This window comes from Methylocapsa acidiphila B2 (assembly GCF_000427445.1).
GTDB classification, from domain to species: Bacteria; Pseudomonadota; Alphaproteobacteria; order Rhizobiales; family Beijerinckiaceae; genus Methylocapsa; species Methylocapsa acidiphila.
On sequence record NZ_KE386496.1, the window covers coordinates 3,023,342 to 3,041,389 of the forward strand.

Genomic DNA, 18,048 nt, shown 5'->3' on the forward strand with positions numbered 1-18,048 from the left:
ATCAGGCGACCGCGCTTTTCTGCAGCTCCACGAGCTTGGAAATGCCCGCTTTGGCGAGCGTGATCATCGCCAGAAGCTGAACGTCGGAGAACACGGCGGCCTCGGCCGTGGCCTGGATCTCGACCAGGGCGCCGGCGCCGGTCATGACGAAATTGGCGTCGGTCTCGGCCGCCGAATCCTCGGCGTAATCGAGGTCGAGCACCGCTTCGCCATTGGAAATGCCGCAGGAGATCGCCGCGACATGGTCGCGCAGCGGGTGCTCCTTAATGATCGAGCGGCCGTACATCCATTTGAGGCAGTCGTGCAAAGCAACCCAGGCGCCCGTGATCGAGGCGGTTCGCGTCCCGCCATCGGCCTGGATCACGTCGCAATCGAGGGTGATCTGGCGCTCGCCGAGGGCCTGAAGATTGGTGACGGCGCGCAGGCTGCGGCCGATCAGGCGCTGGATTTCCTGCGTCCGCCCGGATTGCTTGCCCGAGGTCGATTCCCGCTTGGTGCGCGTATGCGTGGCGCGCGGCAGCATGGCGTATTCGGCAGTGACCCAGCCGCGGCCCTGGCCGCGCAGCCACGGCGGCGGTTTGTCCTCGAGGGAGGCGGTGCAGAGGACATGGGTGCCGCCGAACTTGATGAGGCAGGAGCCTTCGGCGTAGCGCGCCACATTGCGCTCGATCGTGACGGGGCGCAATTCATCGGCGGAGCGATGGGATGGACGCATGAAGATCCTCTTCTTGAGTGAGGCGCATCTCTAGTGCGCCGCCGCCCGCGACGCAACTCTCGCCCTGTTCAAGCGCCGCGCGCTTCTGTATAGCGCGGCGGGGATGGAAAATGCCGAAAGGTGCGCTATGCGTCGTCTGAGCCTCGCCGCCGCAATAATCCTGATCGCCGCGAGCCCCGCGCGCGCCGCCGACAAGCCAACTCGGTTCTGGAACCTCACATCGGCCACCGTGACGGAATTGCGCCTCGCGCCGATGGGAACGACGAAATTTGGCGACAACCTCGTCCTCAATGACAAGGACAAGGAGATCGATCACGACGAGCGGCTCGCCATCCCTGGCGTCGCGGCGGGCGCCTATGACGCGCGAATCGGCTTTCCGAACGGCGCCGTCTGCGCGGTGAAAAACATCGCGATCGAGGCGGGTAAGGTCTTTTCGATCGAGGACAAGGACCTCGCCGACTGCACGAAGTGAGGGCGTGGCTCAATCTTTCGGCGCGCCTTCGGTCGCGGCGTCAATTGTTCGCATTCGTAGGCTACGGCTGGAGCCCCGAGATGGCCCTCAACTGATCGTCATCCCTCTGGAAGAGAAAGGGCCGATGATCAGCCGCGCAAGCGTGCTTCCACCGCAACCTAATCTGAGAGAGTTTGACCTCAGCACGCAATTGGCCTTTCGCCCCGGTCAAGCTCCAGGACATTCGCGCTTGATCCAGGCGGCGATGTCCGGCCAGAAGTTTTTGAGCGTTTTCGAGCCCATGAACAAGCCGATATGGCCGCCGGGAACCAGCTTCTTGACGATTTTCTCCTTTGGCGTCCCAAGCTTTTCCTCCGCGGAGAAAACCTGCGCCGCAGGCGTAATGTCGTCGCTCTCGCCAGCGAGCAGGAACGTCGGACAGATGATGTCTTTCAGCGCGATCTTACGGCCGAGCGCGACGAACTCGCCGTTGCAGAACGCGTTGTCCTGGAACAGAAGCTTGATCGCCTGCAGGTACCAGCGGCCCGGCAGGTCGAGCGGATGCTCGTACCATCTCTCGAATTCCTCGCGTTTCTTGACGAAAATGGGGTCTTCGACATTCTCGTAGAGATCAACATAGGTTTTGAAATATTGCTCTTCCGGATGCATGCTTTTCCAGCCGGCGAGCATAAATTTACCCCGCATCCGGCCGCCGCCTGCGTTGACCAGCCCTTCAAAATAGGCCATCGGCTGCTCCTTGGCGATCTTCTTGACGAAACCTTCCCCCGCGTCGCAGTCGAGCGGCGCGCCCGCGGCTACCAGCGTTGCGACTTTATGCGGGTAGCGCGCCGCAAACATCGCCGCCATCCAGCCGCCCTGGCAGAGCCCGATGAGATTAATCCGGCCGCCGAGGTCATCCACGATGGCGTTGATCTCGGCGAGGTAGATGTCGATGTTGTAGTCCTTCATTTCTTCGGTCGCCGACTTCCAATCGATGCACAGCACGCGCCTTATGCCATTCGCCTGCAGCGTCTCGACAAGGCTCTGGCCCTGGGCGTAATCGGCGATGGTTGAATTATGTCCGGCATAGGGTGGGTCGATGACAGTCGGGATAATGGCGGAGTCGCCGCGCGCGGCCGCATCGGAAAAATCGCGAAGCCACATGGTGTTGAGCTCATAAACGATCTCGTTCGCGGTCGCCCAGACGGGTTTGAGTTCAAATTCCTCTTTTGCTTCTTCTTTTGCAAAATCGAGATTTCTCTGGAACGTGTCGGCCGCTCGCTCGCCAAATTTTGCCCAGGGCGCGAGCAGCCAGAAGAACGGCACGCTGTTCTCGAAATTAGCGCTTCCCTCTGCGGGCGAATCTTTTGTCACGGCTGTCTCCGTTTGTTGAATTGGCGATGGGTCGAGCGTTCAGTCGATGCGCCTGCGGATCGCGCGGATCTTGGCGATCATGACCTCCCCATTTGTCGGCATCACGAAGACCATGATGGACGCTGGAAGCGCGCCGTGCCGCGTGCCGAGGAAAGGAATTTTATGCGCAAGATCTTGGCCCTAGCGGCGTTGGCCGCCGCGCTCGGTCCCGGCGGGGGCGAGGCCTTTGGCGCGAACCAATGCCTAAACGATAAGGACAAGAGCGTCGATCATGACGAGCGCCTGACGATTCTGGGCGCGGGTTCCGGCGCCTATGACGCCAAGATCGGATTTCCTGACGGCAAGGTCTGCAAGGTCAAGGGCGTCGTGATCGAGGCGGGCAAGTGTTTTCGATCGAGGACAAGGATCTCGTCGACTGCAAGAAGTGAGGCGGCGCCGGGCGAAGATCGGGCTTATAGAGACCGTCACCGCGGGATGAGCCGCAGCCAAACCAAATCGTCCTGGCCGGCGACAGGCATGACGCTCACCTCCGCCACTTCGAATTTTGCGCCGACGGCATATTTCGCGCCGGTTTGATTTCTTTTTGGCGCTTCGTAATCCTCGAGCTTCGGCGCGACCAGGGCGTCGCGCGCGCCGCGCTCGGCATAGCCGACGATCCACTGTGGCAACCCGACGCGCGGCGTGACGATGTCGCCAGCTCGGACGGGATAGGGCCTCGCGCTTGCGCCGCTCTGTTCGACGACGTCGATGTCCACGCGCGACCAGCGGCGATGATCCAGCGGATCGAGACTGCCGACCTTGGCCCATCCCTCTGTCGCACGCGGCGTCCGGTCCCATAGCGATACGACGCCAGTCTTCCACTCGGAGGGCAAGTCCTTATAGAGTCCGCCGATCGCACCGGCGACGATCGCGGCCAGAATCACCGCCGCGGTAATGGGGTTATTCTTGAAGCTCTTGATCCAGCGGTCGACGAGCGTGGCGTCCTCCTTGCGGTCGGGCTTCCATGTGGCGGCGCGTTGCGCGAGGCCCAGCGCTTCCGCGATGGCGCCGTCGAGCTCGGCGGGAGAGCGGTCGGGGCCGGTGATCGCCTGCCGCACGCAGCGCTCGAAATCGTCATAAGGCGCGGCCAGCGCGTCGAACCGGTCGAGACGCAGGCGGAGAACGTCGATGGCCTCGCCGAGCAGCCAACGCTTGTCGCAGACGGCCTTGAGATCGGCGTCGACGCTTATGGCGTCGAGATAGACGTCCGGCGGGCCGGGATTGTCGAGACGGGCGGCGCGGGCGCGGCACGCAGTATTGTAGCGCTCGCGAGCCACGCGTCGCCAGACCTCGTCCCCGCCCATGGCGCGCGCCAGGATGCGCGCGTTCGGCGCTTGCATGTCTTTGAGAAGATCCTCGCATCGCCGCGCCTGCTCGACGACGGCGGCGAATGTTTCGTCTATATCGGCGCCCGTCTTGTCGTTCATCTTCACCCTCCCGCTTTCACAATCTCGGGCCTGTCCCCGAACAGGTCCATGCATCGCTCATAGAGCGCGGGATGGGCGGACCTGACCCTCGCCTCGAGCCGCGCGGCGATCGCGCTATCCGCCTTGGCGTCTCCGATCAAATGAGTATAGCCCGCCCGCTCCGCCTCCGCCGGGTCGAAGGCGTGGTCGGAAGACGGAAATAGAAATTCCGGGCGCGTGGAATAGTTTTGATCCGCCTCGAGGCAGGCGGCGAGAAAATATTGCTCGACCAAGATATTATCCCGCACGCCGAGCGTCTCCCATACAGCGGCGTTGCGTGGATGGCGGATGATCTCCGTCGCGAGAGAGGCGTAGCGCCGGAGGAAAGCCACATCCGCGCCGCCGATGATTCCGCAGCAGAGCGCCGAATTGCGCCGCCGTCTCGCATGGAGGCGCCATTCCTCCGGCAGCCATCCGCCGAGCTCCGTCATCGCCCGTATGAAGCCGTCGGCCCGATAAAGCGTCTGATCTTCGAAATCAAAATGCTCGGGGTTCTGCGCGAAGACCGGCGCAGCCTCGAGGCGGGCCGGGAGTGGCTTCCACAGGATGACGTCGGCGTCGAGATGAACGAAAGATTCGGTCTGCGCCGCATAGGCGCTGAGCTTGCCCAAAACCCACCATTGCGGGTCGACGCCCACGCGGTTCAGCATTTCGAGGCTCGTGTCGACATGACGGAAGCCGAGCCCGAGACGATCGACGAGGAGCGTCGCTCCGGCCTCGTCGGCGCAGAGGCAGGTGTCCGCATAATGCCGGCGCGCCTCGCCGAACGAGAGCGCCCAGCTCAGGCAATGGGCGCGCGGGCTGTGCCAATAGCGGTGATAATAGAGGTCGTGAGGGCGCGACCAGAAGGACCAGAGGGCGCGCATCAGATCAGATGGCTCCCGATGCCGGGCCATGGCCCGCGGCCTCCCGAGGAGAGGAAATCGAGGACTTGGAAGGCGGACGGCAGGCGGCGGCGGCGCGGGCCGAACGATAGCTCGAGATCGCGCCAGCCCGGGGGCGCCTCGGCGGCGATGGCGAGGGTCAGATCAAGCCGGCCCCGCGAGGTCCGCACGTCGCGAGTCACAGCGACGCCAAGGCCCGTGATCGCGATGTCGCTCGCTGCCTCGATCCCCGGAGCGAAAAGCGAAAGACGCGTCACGGTTCCCGGTCGCGCCCGGTCGAGGGAGAGAGACGGCGGCCAATCCGGCTCGATCACGATGCTGCTCGCGCCACAAAGGGACGATGTCCCTTGTCGCTCACATCATAAACGCGGTCCGAGCTGGACGAAAGAGATCTTGGCCCTCAATGCCCATCGAAGCTGATCAGCGTCCGCACCGGCACGCCCATGGCCTCGATCTTCTTGGCGCCGCCGAGCGCCGGAAGATCGATCACGAAACAGGCCGCGACCACCTCGGCGCCGATCTTCTTCAACAGGCCCACGGCGCCGGTCGCGGTGCCGCCCGTGGCGATGAGATCGTCGATCAGGATCACTTTTTCTCCCGGCTCGACGGCGTCGTCATGCATCTCCATCTCGTCGATGCCATATTCGAGCGAATAGGCGATCGAGACCTTGGTGTGCGGCAGCTTGCCTTTCTTGCGGATGGGCACGAAGCCGGCCGAGAGCTGATGCGCCACGGCGCCGCCGAGAATGAAGCCGCGCGCTTCCATGCCCGCGACCTTGTCGATCTTGCCGCCCGACCAAGGCTGGACCAATTCGTCGATGGCGCGGCGAAAGGCGCGTGCGTCGCCGAGCAATGTGGTGATGTCCCGAAACATGATGCCGGGCTTTGGATAATCCGGGATCGTGCGGATCGCGCTTTTCAGGTCAAAGGTCACGCGGTTCCGATCCTTTGCATAATGGCCTCCAGCTTTCTCAACAAATCGGGGTCGCGCGCTTCTTTGGCGGTCAGGATGGCGTTGTCGAGGGCGCAATCCGAGCCGACCGGGCAGGGCTCGTGCTCGGCCGGAAAATCACGCAACAAGCGCGCCAGCAGCCGAGCGGCGGCGCCGGCGTTGGCCAGCACGATCTTGATGACAGAGGCGACGTCCACGTCGTCATGGTCAGGGTGCCAGCAGTCGTAATCCGTCACCATCGCGACCGTCGCGTAGGAAATTTCGGCCTCGCGGGCGAGCTTGGCTTCGGGCATGGCGGTCATGCCGATCACGTCATAGCCCGCTGCGCGATAGCTCCGCGATTCGGCCAGCGAGGAAAATTGCGGCCCCTCCATGCAGACATAGGTTCCGCCGGTGAGGCAGGGAATGTCCTCCGCCTGCGCCGCCAGGGCGATCCGCGCCTGCAGAGCCGGCGCGACAGGGTGCGCCATGGAGACATGGGCGACGCAGCCATTGCCGAAGAAGGAGCTTTGGCGCGAGAATGTTCGGTCGACGAATTGGTCGATGAGCACGAAAAGGCCCGGATAGAGCTCCTCCTTGAAGGAGCCGCAGGCCGAGACGGAGACAATATCGGTCACGCCGGCGCGTTTCATCGCGTCTATATTGGCGCGGTAATTGATGCCGGAGGGCGAAAGGACATGGCCGCGGCCATGGCGGGGCAAAAAGACCGCCTCCGTTCCGCCGATGCGGCCGAAGCGCAGCGCGTCGGAAGGCTCTCCCCAAGGGGTCGCGATCCGCTCTTCCCTGACGTCCTCGAGGCCCGGCAGGTCATAAACGCCGGACCCGCCGATTATGCCGACGATCGCTTTTGTCATTTTCTTCGCCGCTCCATGAGCGAAGCAGTTTCAATATTGCCGCGTCCTGCGCAAGGAAAACATTGCTTTCGTCACGGCGGCGGCGGAGTTTTCACTGGGCGCGCCCTCGCGAGGGTGTGATTTCTTCGCCGAGCCGCAGCGCCTTATTCTTCCGCGTCCGTAACAAAAGGCCGCGCCGCTTCGTATCTAGGCACAGGGAGCTCTGCGCAAGGATTAAAGCCATGGTGATTCGCCGTAGCAAGGGTTGGGAGATTCCGGAGCGTCACGCGACGCCCGAGCATGTTTTTTTCGCGCGGCGGACCGTGCTGAAAGGCGTCGCCGCGGCCTCGGCCGTGGGCGTTCTTGGCGCGCTCCCGACTCTGGGCGCGCCCGACTCCTCCGGCGCGTTCTATCCCGCCAAGCGCAACGAGGCCTTTGCGCTCGACCGTCCTGTGACGCCCGAAGCGGTTAATACGCGCTACAATAATTTCTATGAGTTCGGCTCGAGCAAGTCGATCGCGGACGCGGCCGAATCGCTTAAGGTCAGGCCCTGGACGGTCAAGATCGACGGGCGCGTCGGCAAGCCGCAGGAGATCGCCATCGACGATCTTTTGAAGCGCATGCCGCTGGAGGAGCGCCTCTATCGCCATCGCTGCGTCGAGGCCTGGTCGATGGCGGTTCCCTGGACCGGCTTTCCCCTACGCGCGCTCATCGAAGCGGCGGAGCCGCAGGCCGGGGCCAATTATGTGCGGTTCGAGACCTTTCTCGATCGCGCCGTGGCGCCGGGGCAGCGGCAGTTCTGGTATCCTTGGCCCTATGTCGAGGGCCTGACCCTCGCCGAGGCGAGCAACGATCTCGCCTTTCTCGTCACCGGCGCCTATGGCAAGCCGCTGCCGAAGAGCATGGGCGCGCCCTTGCGCCTCGCGACGCCGTGGAAATATGGCTTCAAATCGATCAAGTCGATCACGCGGATTTCCTTGGTCGCGGAGCGGCCGAAGACCTTTTGGGAGCAATTGGGTCCGAGCGAATATGGGTTTTGGGCCAATGTGAACCCGATGGTTCCACATCCGCGTTGGAGCCAGGCCAATGAGGAAGTGCTCGGGACGCATGAGCGCCGCCCGACCGAGCTCTATAACGGCTATGGCGAATTCGTCGCCGGGCTCTATAGCGGCCTCGAAGGCGAGCGGCTCTTCATGTGAGCCGCCGCCCGTCCGTCCGTCCGGCCTACTGCCCGAAGAACTGATAGGTCGCGGAATATCTGATCCGCGCGGCCTCGCCCTTATGGGCGGCGTCGCAGCCGCTCGCGGGCTCGGCGCCGCCTTTGGTGTCGATGCGGCGAATATAGGCCGCGTTGGCGAGACGCCCCGCGCCGTCATGCGTCTTGACCTTGAGCAGCAGCCAGGGAACTGCGCCCTTTTGCGCCGCGGCCTGCTTTGCAATGAGTTCGGCGGTTGCTGAGGAAGAATCCGAAAGCGTCCAGCTCGGCCCCTTGGAATGGGTCCCGATTTGGCGTCCCTCCGCGTCGAACAGATTTGCCGCCGGCTCCTGAAAGACCCAGGCGAAGCCCTGGTCCTTGGCCTCGCAGGCATAGACCTGGATGCCGTCGGCGCCGAGCTCGAACAGGAGCTTCGCGTCCGCGGGCGGCGTCAGCGATTCTTCCGCCATGACGCCGTCGGCGAGGCCGCAAACAGCGAGGGCCAGGATCAAGCGTTTCATGCGTCTGCTCCTTGGGCTTTGTAAGATGCTTCAACTGTGCTTCACGTGAAACACGCCTTCAGATTGGGCGGCGGCGCGACGCTTATTGTCAAGCCCGCGCCGCCGTCTCGCGAAAATGTGACAGGATATGATGACGGAATGGCGATGCCCCGGCGCCGGGCCGCGGGGCTGGGCGGGAAGTCGTGTGAAATGAGCTGGTCGCCGCAGCAGGACGCTGCGCTCGGCGCCGTCGCCGCCTGGTTGAAGCAGGGCGCGCCGCAAGTCTTTCGCCTGTTCGGCTATGCCGGCACCGGCAAGACGACGCTCGCCAAGCAGCTTGCCGAGGACATAGACGGCGAGGTCGCCTTCGCCGCCTATACGGGCAAGGCGGCGCTGGTGCTGCGCTCCAAGGGCTGCAAGGACGCCCGCACGATCCATAGCCTGATCTACAAGCCGCGCGAGACCGAGACGGAGGAGCCCTCCTTCGTGCTGAATGAGGAGAGCGCCGTCGCCAAGGCGAGCCTCGTCATCATCGACGAATGCTCCATGGTCGACGCGAATCTCGGCCGCGATCTTCTCTCTTTCGGCAAGCCCGTGCTGGTGCTCGGCGATCCGGCGCAATTGCCGCCGGTGAAGGGCGGCGGCTTTTTCACCGAGGCCAAGCCCGATGTGATGCTGACAGAGGTGCATCGCCAGGCGGCGGATAATCCGATCATCAAAATGTCCATGCTGGTGCGCGAGGGCGGACGGCTGTCGCTCGGCGCCTATGGCGAGAGCCGCGTCATCGAGCGCCGCGATATTGACGCGGGCGCGGTCACCGGCGCCGATCAGGTGCTTGTGGGCTTGAACCGCACGCGAAAATCCTACAATCGCCGGATGCGCGAGCTTTTCGGCTATGAGGGTGATTTTCCGGAGCCCGGCGATAAGCTCGTCTGCCTTAGGAACGACAAGACCAAGGGCTTGTTGAATGGCGGCATATGGATCGTGAAGACCACCGGAACGACGCGGAAGAAGAAGCTCGCGTTGAATGTGGTCCCGGAAGACGATGCGACCCGCAAGCCCTTGCGCATCGGCGTCCTGCCTGAGTTCTTTTCAGGCGCCGAGGAAGGTCTGACCCCGCAACAACGCCGCGACTCGGATGAATTCGATTACGGCTATGCGCTGACCGTGCATAAGGCGCAAGGCTCGCAATGGAGCTCGGTCGTGTTGTTCGACGAAAGCGGCGCCTTCCGCGAGCATCGCCACCGCTGGCTCTACACGGGGATTACGCGCGCGGCCGAGCGGTTGACGGTTGTGGTGTGATAGGGGGAGAACAACTTTGGATTTTGAACACCGTAGCGGCCCCGCTCTCATTATGAAGCTCGTTATGTTGAGCGCTGTTAGAAAATATGATTTGGCTAGAGTGGGGCGGGATGTATAATATGTATTTGTATTTGCAGTCCTTTTTGATGCATTTGTGGCCCCTCCTGACCGCCGGGAGTTTTTGGGGCTTTGGATCTCTCGCTCATACTTACTGGCCGTGGGCCAAGCGTCAGCTGGATAGAGTGCCGTCATCGATGTATCAGACGCTTACGCTTAACGCGTTTATTTTGGCGTTTTTTTACTCGGGATTTGCTGTCTGGTCTGATGAGCACGAAGCGAGAATCAAATCCGAAGAGGTATTCCAGCGAATCCCAACTCGCATGCTAAAGCCGAGCCAGCGGAGCCGCATGGAACCGCTGTTAAATCTTGATCTGGCGCAATCCTACTCTTTGGAGGTTAACAGCGTGCCGAACTGCGATGAATGCGAGCAGTTTGCCGAGAACATAAGAGAGTTCTTCAATTCAATTCCTGGCTGGAAAGCCAGCGGATCCGTCGCATTTTGCTGTCCACCATTTCCATCAGGGCACGGTTTGTATCTTCTAACAAAAGAAGAGGAAAAGCACTCAGAACTGGCCGAAAAACTTTTCCAAGCATTTGAAGCCGGTGGGGCTCTGCTAACCCGCGAATCAAACCCTGGTGCCAGCAAGGGAACTCTCATGATACTTGTCGCTCGCACTGGCGCGTAATAGCTTATCCCCTACACCCTCTTCTCCGGCCAAGCGCACAAATCCGCGATTGGGCACGCGCCGCATTTCGGCGCGCGGGCCATGCAGATGTAGCGGCCGTGTAGAATCAGCCAATGATGCGCATGCTGCATATAGGCTGCGGGGATGATCTTCTCGAGGCCGAGCTCGACGGCGAGGGGCGTCTTGCCCGGCGCGAGCGGAATGCGGTTCGAGACGCGAAAAATATGCGTGTCCACCGCCATGGTCGGCGCGCCGAAGGCGATGTTCAACACCACATTGGCGGTCTTGCGGCCGACGCCCGGCAGGGTCTCCAAAGCTACGCGGTCTTGCGGCACCTCGCCGCCATAATCCGAGACCAGGCGCTGCGAGAGCAGGATCACATGCTTGGCCTTGGTGCGGAAAAGGCCGATCGTCTTGATCAGCTCGCGCACCTTGTCCTCGCCGAGCGCCAGCATTTTTTGCGGATTGTCGGCGAGCGCGAACAGCGCCGGCGTCGCCTTGTTGACCCCGGCATCCGTCGCCTGCGCCGAAAGCACCACGGCGACGAGAAGGGTGAAGGCGTTTTTATAATGCAGCTCGCCCTTGGGATGCGGGTCGGCGGCCTTGAAACGACGGAAAATCTCGGCCACGCGGGCCGGGTCCGGCGGCTTGGGTTTTTTTGCCCGCGGCTTTGCAGGGCCTTTGACCGAAGCCTTTGCGGCGGCTTGCTTTTCGCCTTTTTTTCCGCGCGTCGCTTTTGCCGTCGTGATTTTGGTCATTTGCGCGTTATAAATTCGATCATCGGCGGGGAGAAGAGCGTCGACCCATGTCTTATGAGGAATCCGGGATTGCGGAGCCTGAAAATCGCAGGCTTTTCGCGGCGCGGCTGCAGCCCTATCGATCGCTCACGCGGCGCAATTTCTATCTGATCATGATGGTGTTTTCAGGCGCGAGCCTATTCTCGAGCCTGCCCTTCATCTTGCTCGGCGCCTGGCCGGTCGCGGGCTTCATGGGGCTCGACGTGGCGATTTTCTATTTCGCCTTTCGCGCCAATTTCAAAGCCGCCCGCGCCTATGAGGACGTGCTCGTCACCCATTACGAGCTTCGGCTTTCCAAGGTCAGCGCGAAGGGGCGGCGCGCCGAATGGCTCTTCAACCCCGCCTGGGTGCGGCTCGAGCGGGAAGAGCACGAGGAATTCGGCACGCAAAGGCTCGCCCTCGTCTCGCGCGGGAAGAGCGTCGAGATCGCGGGTTTTCTGGGGCCGGACCAAAAGGCGGATTTGGCGAGCGCATTGTCGCGGGCGCTCGCCGAGGCGCGGCGCGGCCCGCGTTTTTCCTGATAGACCAGCCGGCCTCGCAGAGCGTCGCCGCGCTCAGTCCGTTTTAGGGTTGAGAATCTCGCCGATTTCCTTTCGGATCTCGGGCTCGACCTCTCGCCTTGGCGCGGGCTCTTCAGGCAGGATGTCCTCGCTCTCGGCCGGATCGATCGCGGAGGCGCGAAACGCCGGGTTGGTCGGCGGCTGCGTCCCCGGCTGCAGCATTTTGGCCAGCGCTTCAAGTGCCGCTTGGACGGAGTTGGCGTCGAGCCCCGGCGAGGAGGATGACGGAGCCGGCGCTGCGGGCGCGCCTCCGGCCCGGCCGACGAGAGCGCCGAGCAAAGTGCCGAGAACGCCGCCGAAGGCTCCCCCCGACGCAGGCGAAGAGCCGGCTTGCGCAGAGCCTCCACGCAGCAATTGACCGAGAATGGACCCGAGCCCGCCCGCGCCGCCGACCGAGGCTGGGGAAGGCGCCTCACCCCGCCCGTCCAGAATGGAGCCCTGGCTGCTTTGGCCCTGGCGGCCGGCGTTGACGATCTGCGAGAAAATCGCGCCGAGACCCTGATTTTGCAGCGCTTTCGTCAAGCCGCTGAAAACGGCCGAAGCGAGAATGGGAAGGATTTGCGCCAGGAGATCGGGCTTGAGCCCGGTCGCGGCGGCGGCGCGCTGGATGGCCTGCGCGTCGATCTGTTCCGAGCCGAAGAGCTGGCGGAGCGCCGCGCCGCCTTTTTCTGCGGCGAAGGCCTGTTCCGCCGCCGGATCGGCGAAGGCCGCCACAGGCTGGCTATGGCTGAAGGATTCGATGACCGGCGCGAGCGCCTCCGGTTCGGCCGCCTTGGCCTTCAGTCCGTCCGCAAGCTCCGGCAGAAGCGCCGCGACGGCGGCGTCCGCCTCTTGCGGCGAGATGTTGAATTGGACCGCGAGATCTTCAATTGCTTGCCCGCCGTGGGCGTCTTGCAGGATCTCATAGAGATTGGGCATGGCTTTTCTCCCTGCCGTCCCGTGTCAGCGGATTGTTGGTCGCTCGTTTAGAGGGAAGGCGCCGGATGCTACGCGCTCTTTGCCGGCTTGGCGAGCTTGGCCGTGACAAAATAGGCCGTGGCCACGGCGCCGGTGCCGAACACGGCCGCTCCTGCGATCAAGCCCAAAAAGCCCCCCTCGGGACCAAAATGCGCGGCGCCGATCGTCACGAAGGGAATGGCGCCGAGAGTCGCCCGACCCCAGTTGAACAAGGTGGAGAGAACCGGAAAGCCGAGATTGTTGAAGGCCGCGTTGGCGACGAAAACCCCTCCGAGGAAAAGCCAAAGAAGGCCGCCATAGGCGCAAAAGAAACGCACCAGGTCGGCGGTCTCGCCCTGCGCGCCGAAAATTTGGACGACGAGCGGGGCGCTGGCGCGCAACAGGGCCGAGACCGCGACGACGTAAACCGCCGAGAAGGCGAAACTGTTGGTGAGCGTCTGGCGTACGCGGGAAAAGAGCCGGGCGCCGAGATTTTGCGCCAGAATCGGGCCGACCGAGCCCGAGAGCGCGAAGACCACGCCGAAGGCGACCGGCGTCACCCGATCGATGATGGCGAAAGCTGCGACGACGGCCTCGCCGAAATGCGAGAAGACCCGCATCGCATAGGCGTTGGCGACCGGCGTCGCCAGATTGGCCAATATGGCCGGTACGGCGATCGTGAGCATGGCCGGCAGATCCAAGATCACGGCCCTGCGATGCGGCCGCCCTACAAGTCCGTGCCGGCGCACCGCCCCGAGAAGCCCGACGGCGACAAGGACGAGACGCGAGATGACCGTGACGATCGCTGCGCCTTCGACCCCGAGGCCGAGGCCGAAAATGAAGATCGGATCGAGACAGGCCGTCACGATCGCGCCGGAAAGGGTGACATACATGGCGCGCCGCGCGTCGCCGACGGCGCGCAAAAGCGCGGCGAGCGACATGCCGAGGCCGAGCAGGATGGTCGCTGGAAGGGTGATCGCGAGAAAAGTCGCGCCGACGTCCAGCGCTTCGCCGCGGGCGCCGAAAAGGGTGAGAATTTCACGGCGAAAGACAATGCCGGCCGCGCCGACCAGAGCCGCGATCACAATGACATGCACAAGGCCCGAGGCGGAGAGCCGTTGCGCGCCCGGCCAGTCGCCGGCCCCGATCGCGCGGGCGACGAGCGCGCCGATCGCGATCGAGAGCCCGATATTGATCGAGACGGCGAAGAACATGACCTGAGTCGCATAGGCGACCGCCGCCGTGAGGTTCGGATCGCCGAGGCGCGACACGTAAATGAGAGAAAGAAGATCCACGATGAAGATGGACATGAGCCCGATCGAGGCCGCCGCCGTCATGACGAGCACGTGGCGCATCGTCGAGCCTTCCGTGAAAATCGGGCGCGTCAGTTTCGAGGCTGAACTCAATGAACTTGATCCCTTCGCGATCGGACGCGGCCGCGGCTCCACGCGCTTCGTACACTCTCGGCGTCTCGAGCGCTTTCCAAACTTCAAGAGCTTGCGTTTTTTCTCGCGGCTCGGATCGCTTTAATCAGATCGGCAAGAACATGCTTTAGAAACGCTATTTTGACGGATGCAAAAAGATTATCCGCGCCCCGGCGCGGAAATGTTAATGAGCGCGGAACCCTGAGTTTGGCGCAATCGACGATGGCGGCGCTATGAACGAGACACACCAGCATGCCCATGCCCATGGCGGCGCCCACGCGCATGTTCACGCCCCGGCGAGCTTCGGGGCGCGCTTCGGCGTCGGGATGGCGCTCAATCTGATCGTCGTCATTCTCGAAGCCGTCTATGGAGTCCTCGGCAATTCGATGGCGCTCATCGCCGACGCCGGCCATAATCTTTCGGATGTGCTCGGCCTCGGCGTCGCTTTCGCCGCGGTCGTGGCGTCGCGGCGCGCGCCCTCGCCGCGCTTCACCTATGGGTTGCGGGCGACCTCTATTCTCGCGGCGCTCTTCAACGCCATGTTCCTGCTCATCGTCACCGGCGCGCTGGGCTATGCCGCGATTGAGCGTTTCTTTGAACCGGAGCCGGTGGCGGGCGGCGCCATGATGGCGGTGGCTGGGATCGGCGTGATCGTCAACGCCGCCACGGCGGCGCTGTTCGCTTCGGGGCGCAAGAACGACCTCAATGTTCGCGGTGCCTTTCTGCATATGGCGGCCGACGCCGGAATCTCGGCGGGCGTCGTCGTCGCCGGCCTCGCCATAACGCTTACCGGATATCATTGGATCGACCCCGCCTTGAGCCTGCTTATCGGCGCGGTCATCATCGCCGGCACCTGGGGTCTGCTGCGCGAGAGCGTCGCCATGTCCCTCGCCGGCGTTCCCGTCGGCATCAGCAGCGCGGAGGTGCGGCGCTTTCTCTTGGCGCAGCCCGGCGTCTCGGGCCTCCACGATCTCCATATTTGGCCGATGAGCACCAGCGAGACCGCGCTCACCGTCCATCTCGTCATGCCGGACGGGCATCCTGGCGACCCGTTCCTGATGCGCGCCGCCGCCGAACTGCACGAGCATTATCGGATCGGACATGTGACCATGCAGATCGAGACCGAGCATGAAACCGCTTGCGCCCTCGCGCCCGACGAAGTGGTGTGAGGCGAGGCGGCTGTCCGCTTCTCAAACCTTGGGCGTAGTCCACGCCAAGATTTGACGTATGACTATGGCGAGAGCCGCGTCGAGAGCGGCGGACACGGTCGCGCCATCCTCCGCCGCGGCCGGCGCGCTCGCTGAAAAATTCCGCTCGAACAGGATTCGACCTTCGCGGTCGAGAATGCGGGCCGAGATTTCGACGACCGCTTCTCCGCGCGGGACGTCGAGCTCGAAGCGGCGGATATCCGCCTGAAGGTTATGGCCAGCCTCGCCGCTTGCGCCTAAAAGATGCGCCTTCTCGAAGCTTTCGGCGAGCCGCGCCTCGACCAGCATGGGCAAGGGCGCCGTCCATTGCGCGCCGGTCAGGTAAGCCAGGGCGTCTTTGCCGGTGCGGACGACGATCCGATTCGAATCGGCCGCCAGCGTCGTCGTCGGCCTCATGACCGCGATCTTGCCGCGCCCCGGTTGCGGCCCCGCCACCGCATTTGGCGCCGCGCCGAGATTGTAGGCGACCATGGAACTGGTCGCGCAAGCGGCGAGGGCGCTTGCGAGGCCTGCAACGGCGAGGATTTTGAGCGGCTGCGTCAAGCAAGCGGCGCGATGACGCGGGGCGCGAAAACGGGCCCAGATGCCGGGCTCCATTCCTGATCATCTCCGAACGGGAGGCCGGCGCGTGGTCGCCGGCGTTCAACCTGCGCGGCCTTGCAAAGGCCGGATCGCTCCGAGGCCTGGCGCGCGCAAGCCCGCTAACGGCTGCCAGTATATTCCGGAATTTGTTGCTTTTTGCCGAAGATGAATTGCTGCGGATTGCTTTCGATGGAGCGGATCGCCTGATTGATCTCTTCGAGCGTCTTGCGTCCGTCGACCGCCAGCGCCTCATATTGACGCAAGCCGGACCCGGTGAAGCGGTTCACATTGGCGGCGATCTCCTTCAGCCGAATGTCGAAATTGTCGGCGACCTTGCGGATCGATTTCGCCGCCTCAGCGATCTCGCCGAACGCGCCTTTCGAGTCGCCGGTGGCGAGAAAGCCGTTGAGATTGGTCAGGACGCCGTCGACCTTGTCCGCTGCGGCGTTGAGCTTGGCCGAGGTCGACGTGACGTTGGAGACGATCGTCTTCACGTCATTGGGGTTGACGGCCTTGACCAGCACGTCGACGTCGGTCGTCAGGGTCTCGAGCTTGACGGTCAAAGGCTTGATCGTCTTTCCGACGTCCGCCATGGCGCTCATGAAATCCTTGATCCCGTCCGAATTGGCGGCGAGCGCGTCGGAGAATTTCTCGACGTTCTTCACCGAGCCGGTGATGGCGGCGGCGCTGTCGTCCATAATCTTATTGGTCTTGCTGAGGAGGTCCGCGGCCTGATCGGAAATCTTGCGGGCGTTTTCGAGAAGGTCCTGGAAGTCCGAGCGATCGGCGACGATCACGCCGGGCTCGCCGCCGGGACCCGCGGCTAGGGGCGGGGATTGCTCGGCGCCGCCGAACAGCGCGACAGAGGCCACGCCGGTCAAGCCGGTCGATTCGAGGCGCGCCTTGGTGTCGGCGCGGACCGGCACGCGCGCGTCGACGTCGACTAGCGCGGAGACATGGCCAGGGTCGGTCGGAGAGAGGTCGATCTTGACCACTTCGCCGATGCGCACGCCATTGAACAGCACTGGCGCGCCGCGTAGAAGGCCCGACACCGATCCGGTGAAGACGACCTTATAGACTTGGCGGCCGCCGCTTCTGTCGCCGCCGGCGAACCAAAAGACGAAGCCGAAGGCCGAGGCGATCACCGCGAGGGTGAAAGCGCCGATCAAGGCGTAATTCGCGCGGGTTTCCATATTTTCCAGAGTCCTATTCGCCGCGCCTGCCCGGTTGGCCCTTGGCGGACCTCCGCGCCTGCCGGCTGGTCAAAGATCCTCCGAGACGCCTCCCCGCGCGACCGAAGGATCGAATTGTCGCGCCCGCTTGCCGTGAAAATAGGCGCGAAGCCACGGATGTTCGGCTGCGACCATGGCCTCGATCGGCCCCGCCGCAATCACTTTTCCCTCCGCGAGCGCGGCGATGCGGTCGCAAATCGAATAGAGGCTATCGAGATCATGCGTGACCATGAAGACGGTCAAGCCCAAAGTCTTCTGCAGCGTGGCGATCAGCTCATCGAAATCCGCAGCGCCGATCGGGTCGAGGCCCGATGTCGGCTCGTCGAGAAAGAGAAGCTCGGGGTCGAGCGCCAGGGCCCTCGCCAGGGCGGCCCGCTTAATCATGCCGCCGGACAATTCTGACGGATATTTGTCGGCGGCGTCAAGATCCAGCCCAACAAGCTTGATCTTGAGCATGGCTAGCTCATCCGCGAGCCGAGGCGACAGGCGCAAATGCTCCCGCATGGGAACTTGAACATTTTGCTTGACCGTCAGGCCGGAAAAAAGAGCGCCTTGCTGGAACATCACGCCGATGCGCCGGTCGATGCTATCATGCCCGCGCGCCGACGCCTGATCGATGTCGGAGCCGAAAATTTCGATCCGCCCGCTCTCCTTGCGGATGAGCCCCAAGATCGTTCGCGTCAAGACGGATTTGCCCGTGCCCGAGCCGCCGACGAAGCCGAGCACCTCTCCCCGGTAGACGTCAAGGTCGAGGCCGCGCATCACGCGCTCTTCGCCGAAGGCGACGACGAGCTCGCGCACCCGGATAACCGCTTCCGTCGTCGGGCGCGCGCGGGCTTGCGCCGAAAGCAG

20 protein-coding genes are annotated in these 18,048 nt (G+C 63.4%); 6 read left to right on the forward strand and 14 right to left on the reverse strand.

Going from position 1 to position 18,048, the window contains the following annotated elements:
* Position 1: 1 nt before the first annotated feature.
* Positions 2-715, reverse strand: coding sequence for a ribonuclease PH (rph, locus tag METAC_RS0116860; RefSeq protein WP_026607940.1), 714 nt, complete (start codon positions 713-715; stop codon positions 2-4).
* Positions 716-842: 127 nt separating this feature from the next.
* Here rph and METAC_RS0116865 point away from each other — a divergent pair, with 127 nt between their 5' ends.
* On the forward strand, positions 843-1,187 hold the full coding sequence (locus METAC_RS0116865; protein WP_026607941.1) for a hypothetical protein: 345 nt from the start codon (positions 843-845) through the stop codon (positions 1,185-1,187).
* A gap of 207 nt (positions 1,188-1,394) precedes the next feature.
* Here the strand turns inward: METAC_RS0116865 and METAC_RS0116875 are convergent, their stop codons facing one another.
* From METAC_RS0116875 to METAC_RS0116905, 6 genes are all read right to left on the reverse strand, one after another.
* A complete protein-coding gene (locus tag METAC_RS0116875; RefSeq protein ID WP_026607942.1) occupies positions 1,395-2,540 on the reverse strand; it encodes an alpha/beta fold hydrolase in 1,146 nt (381 codons plus the stop codon).
* Positions 2,541-3,004: 464 nt separating this feature from the next.
* Complete coding sequence (locus METAC_RS0116885; protein WP_036255688.1) at positions 3,005-4,006, reverse strand: hypothetical protein; 1,002 nt, start codon at positions 4,004-4,006, stop codon at positions 3,005-3,007.
* Positions 4,007-4,008: 2 nt separating this feature from the next.
* The gene (locus METAC_RS0116890; RefSeq protein WP_198017241.1) at positions 4,009-4,941 is read right to left on the reverse strand and encodes a DUF6734 family protein; all 933 of its coding nucleotides are present in this window, start codon (positions 4,939-4,941) and stop codon (positions 4,009-4,011) included.
* Complete coding sequence (locus METAC_RS0116895) at positions 4,911-5,243, reverse strand: hypothetical protein (RefSeq protein ID WP_026607945.1); 333 nt, start codon at positions 5,241-5,243, stop codon at positions 4,911-4,913. The genes METAC_RS0116890 and METAC_RS0116895 overlap by 31 nt, the downstream gene beginning before the upstream one ends.
* Positions 5,244-5,329: 86 nt before the next feature.
* Entirely contained in the window at positions 5,330-5,863 is a 534-nt protein-coding gene (locus tag METAC_RS0116900) for an adenine phosphoribosyltransferase (RefSeq protein WP_026607946.1), read from the reverse strand.
* Positions 5,860-6,735 (reverse strand): S-methyl-5'-thioadenosine phosphorylase, encoded by an 876-nt coding sequence (locus tag METAC_RS0116905; RefSeq protein WP_026607947.1) that lies wholly within the window; start codon positions 6,733-6,735, stop codon positions 5,860-5,862. The genes METAC_RS0116900 and METAC_RS0116905 overlap by 4 nt, the downstream gene beginning before the upstream one ends.
* Positions 6,736-6,956: 221 nt before the next feature.
* On the opposite strand from METAC_RS0116905, the gene msrP reads away from it, so the two are divergent.
* On the forward strand, positions 6,957-7,913 hold the full coding sequence (msrP, locus tag METAC_RS0116910) for a protein-methionine-sulfoxide reductase catalytic subunit MsrP (protein WP_026607948.1): 957 nt from the start codon (positions 6,957-6,959) through the stop codon (positions 7,911-7,913).
* 25 nt (positions 7,914-7,938) lie between these two features.
* On the opposite strand, the gene METAC_RS24155 is transcribed toward msrP, so the two are convergent.
* On the reverse strand, positions 7,939-8,430 hold the full coding sequence (locus METAC_RS24155; RefSeq protein WP_036255689.1) for a DUF3455 domain-containing protein: 492 nt from the start codon (positions 8,428-8,430) through the stop codon (positions 7,939-7,941).
* Positions 8,431-8,619: 189 nt separating this feature from the next.
* Between METAC_RS24155 and METAC_RS0116920 the strand changes: the two genes are divergently transcribed.
* Complete coding sequence (locus tag METAC_RS0116920) at positions 8,620-9,711, forward strand: ATP-dependent DNA helicase (RefSeq protein WP_026607949.1); 1,092 nt, start codon at positions 8,620-8,622, stop codon at positions 9,709-9,711.
* Positions 9,712-9,821: 110 nt separating this feature from the next.
* Positions 9,822-10,457 (forward strand): hypothetical protein, encoded by a 636-nt coding sequence (locus tag METAC_RS0116925; RefSeq protein ID WP_026607950.1) that lies wholly within the window; start codon positions 9,822-9,824, stop codon positions 10,455-10,457.
* 11 nt (positions 10,458-10,468) lie between these two features.
* On the opposite strand, the gene nth is transcribed toward METAC_RS0116925, so the two are convergent.
* On the reverse strand, positions 10,469-11,215 hold the full coding sequence (nth, locus tag METAC_RS24160; protein WP_051335644.1) for an endonuclease III: 747 nt from the start codon (positions 11,213-11,215) through the stop codon (positions 10,469-10,471).
* A gap of 47 nt (positions 11,216-11,262) precedes the next feature.
* Here nth and METAC_RS0116935 point away from each other — a divergent pair, with 47 nt between their 5' ends.
* A complete protein-coding gene (locus METAC_RS0116935) occupies positions 11,263-11,775 on the forward strand; it encodes a DUF2244 domain-containing protein (protein ID WP_026607951.1) in 513 nt (170 codons plus the stop codon).
* 33 nt (positions 11,776-11,808) lie between these two features.
* Here METAC_RS0116935 and METAC_RS0116940 read toward each other — a convergent pair whose 3' ends face one another.
* Both METAC_RS0116940 and METAC_RS24165 read right to left on the reverse strand, forming a co-directional pair.
* Positions 11,809-12,732, reverse strand: a complete 924-nt coding sequence (locus tag METAC_RS0116940) for a DUF937 domain-containing protein (RefSeq protein WP_026607952.1) — start codon at positions 12,730-12,732, stop codon at positions 11,809-11,811.
* 68 nt (positions 12,733-12,800) lie between these two features.
* On the reverse strand, positions 12,801-14,156 hold the full coding sequence (locus METAC_RS24165) for an MATE family efflux transporter (protein ID WP_245257509.1): 1,356 nt from the start codon (positions 14,154-14,156) through the stop codon (positions 12,801-12,803).
* Positions 14,157-14,407: 251 nt separating this feature from the next.
* Between METAC_RS24165 and METAC_RS0116955 the strand changes: the two genes are divergently transcribed.
* Entirely contained in the window at positions 14,408-15,343 is a 936-nt protein-coding gene (locus METAC_RS0116955; RefSeq protein ID WP_026607953.1) for a cation diffusion facilitator family transporter, read from the forward strand.
* A gap of 21 nt (positions 15,344-15,364) precedes the next feature.
* Here METAC_RS0116955 and METAC_RS0116960 read toward each other — a convergent pair whose 3' ends face one another.
* The 3 genes from METAC_RS0116960 to METAC_RS0116970 form a co-directional block, all read right to left on the reverse strand.
* Entirely contained in the window at positions 15,365-15,925 is a 561-nt protein-coding gene (locus METAC_RS0116960) for an ABC-type transport auxiliary lipoprotein family protein (RefSeq protein WP_036256715.1), read from the reverse strand.
* A 158-nt stretch (positions 15,926-16,083) separates the two neighbouring features.
* On the reverse strand, positions 16,084-17,157 hold the full coding sequence (locus METAC_RS0116965; RefSeq protein WP_026607955.1) for an MlaD family protein: 1,074 nt from the start codon (positions 17,155-17,157) through the stop codon (positions 16,084-16,086).
* Between the two features lie 69 nt (positions 17,158-17,226).
* A complete protein-coding gene (locus METAC_RS0116970) occupies positions 17,227-17,958 on the reverse strand; it encodes an ATP-binding cassette domain-containing protein (protein ID WP_051335870.1) in 732 nt (243 codons plus the stop codon).
* Between the last annotated feature and the right edge of the window lie 90 nt (positions 17,959-18,048).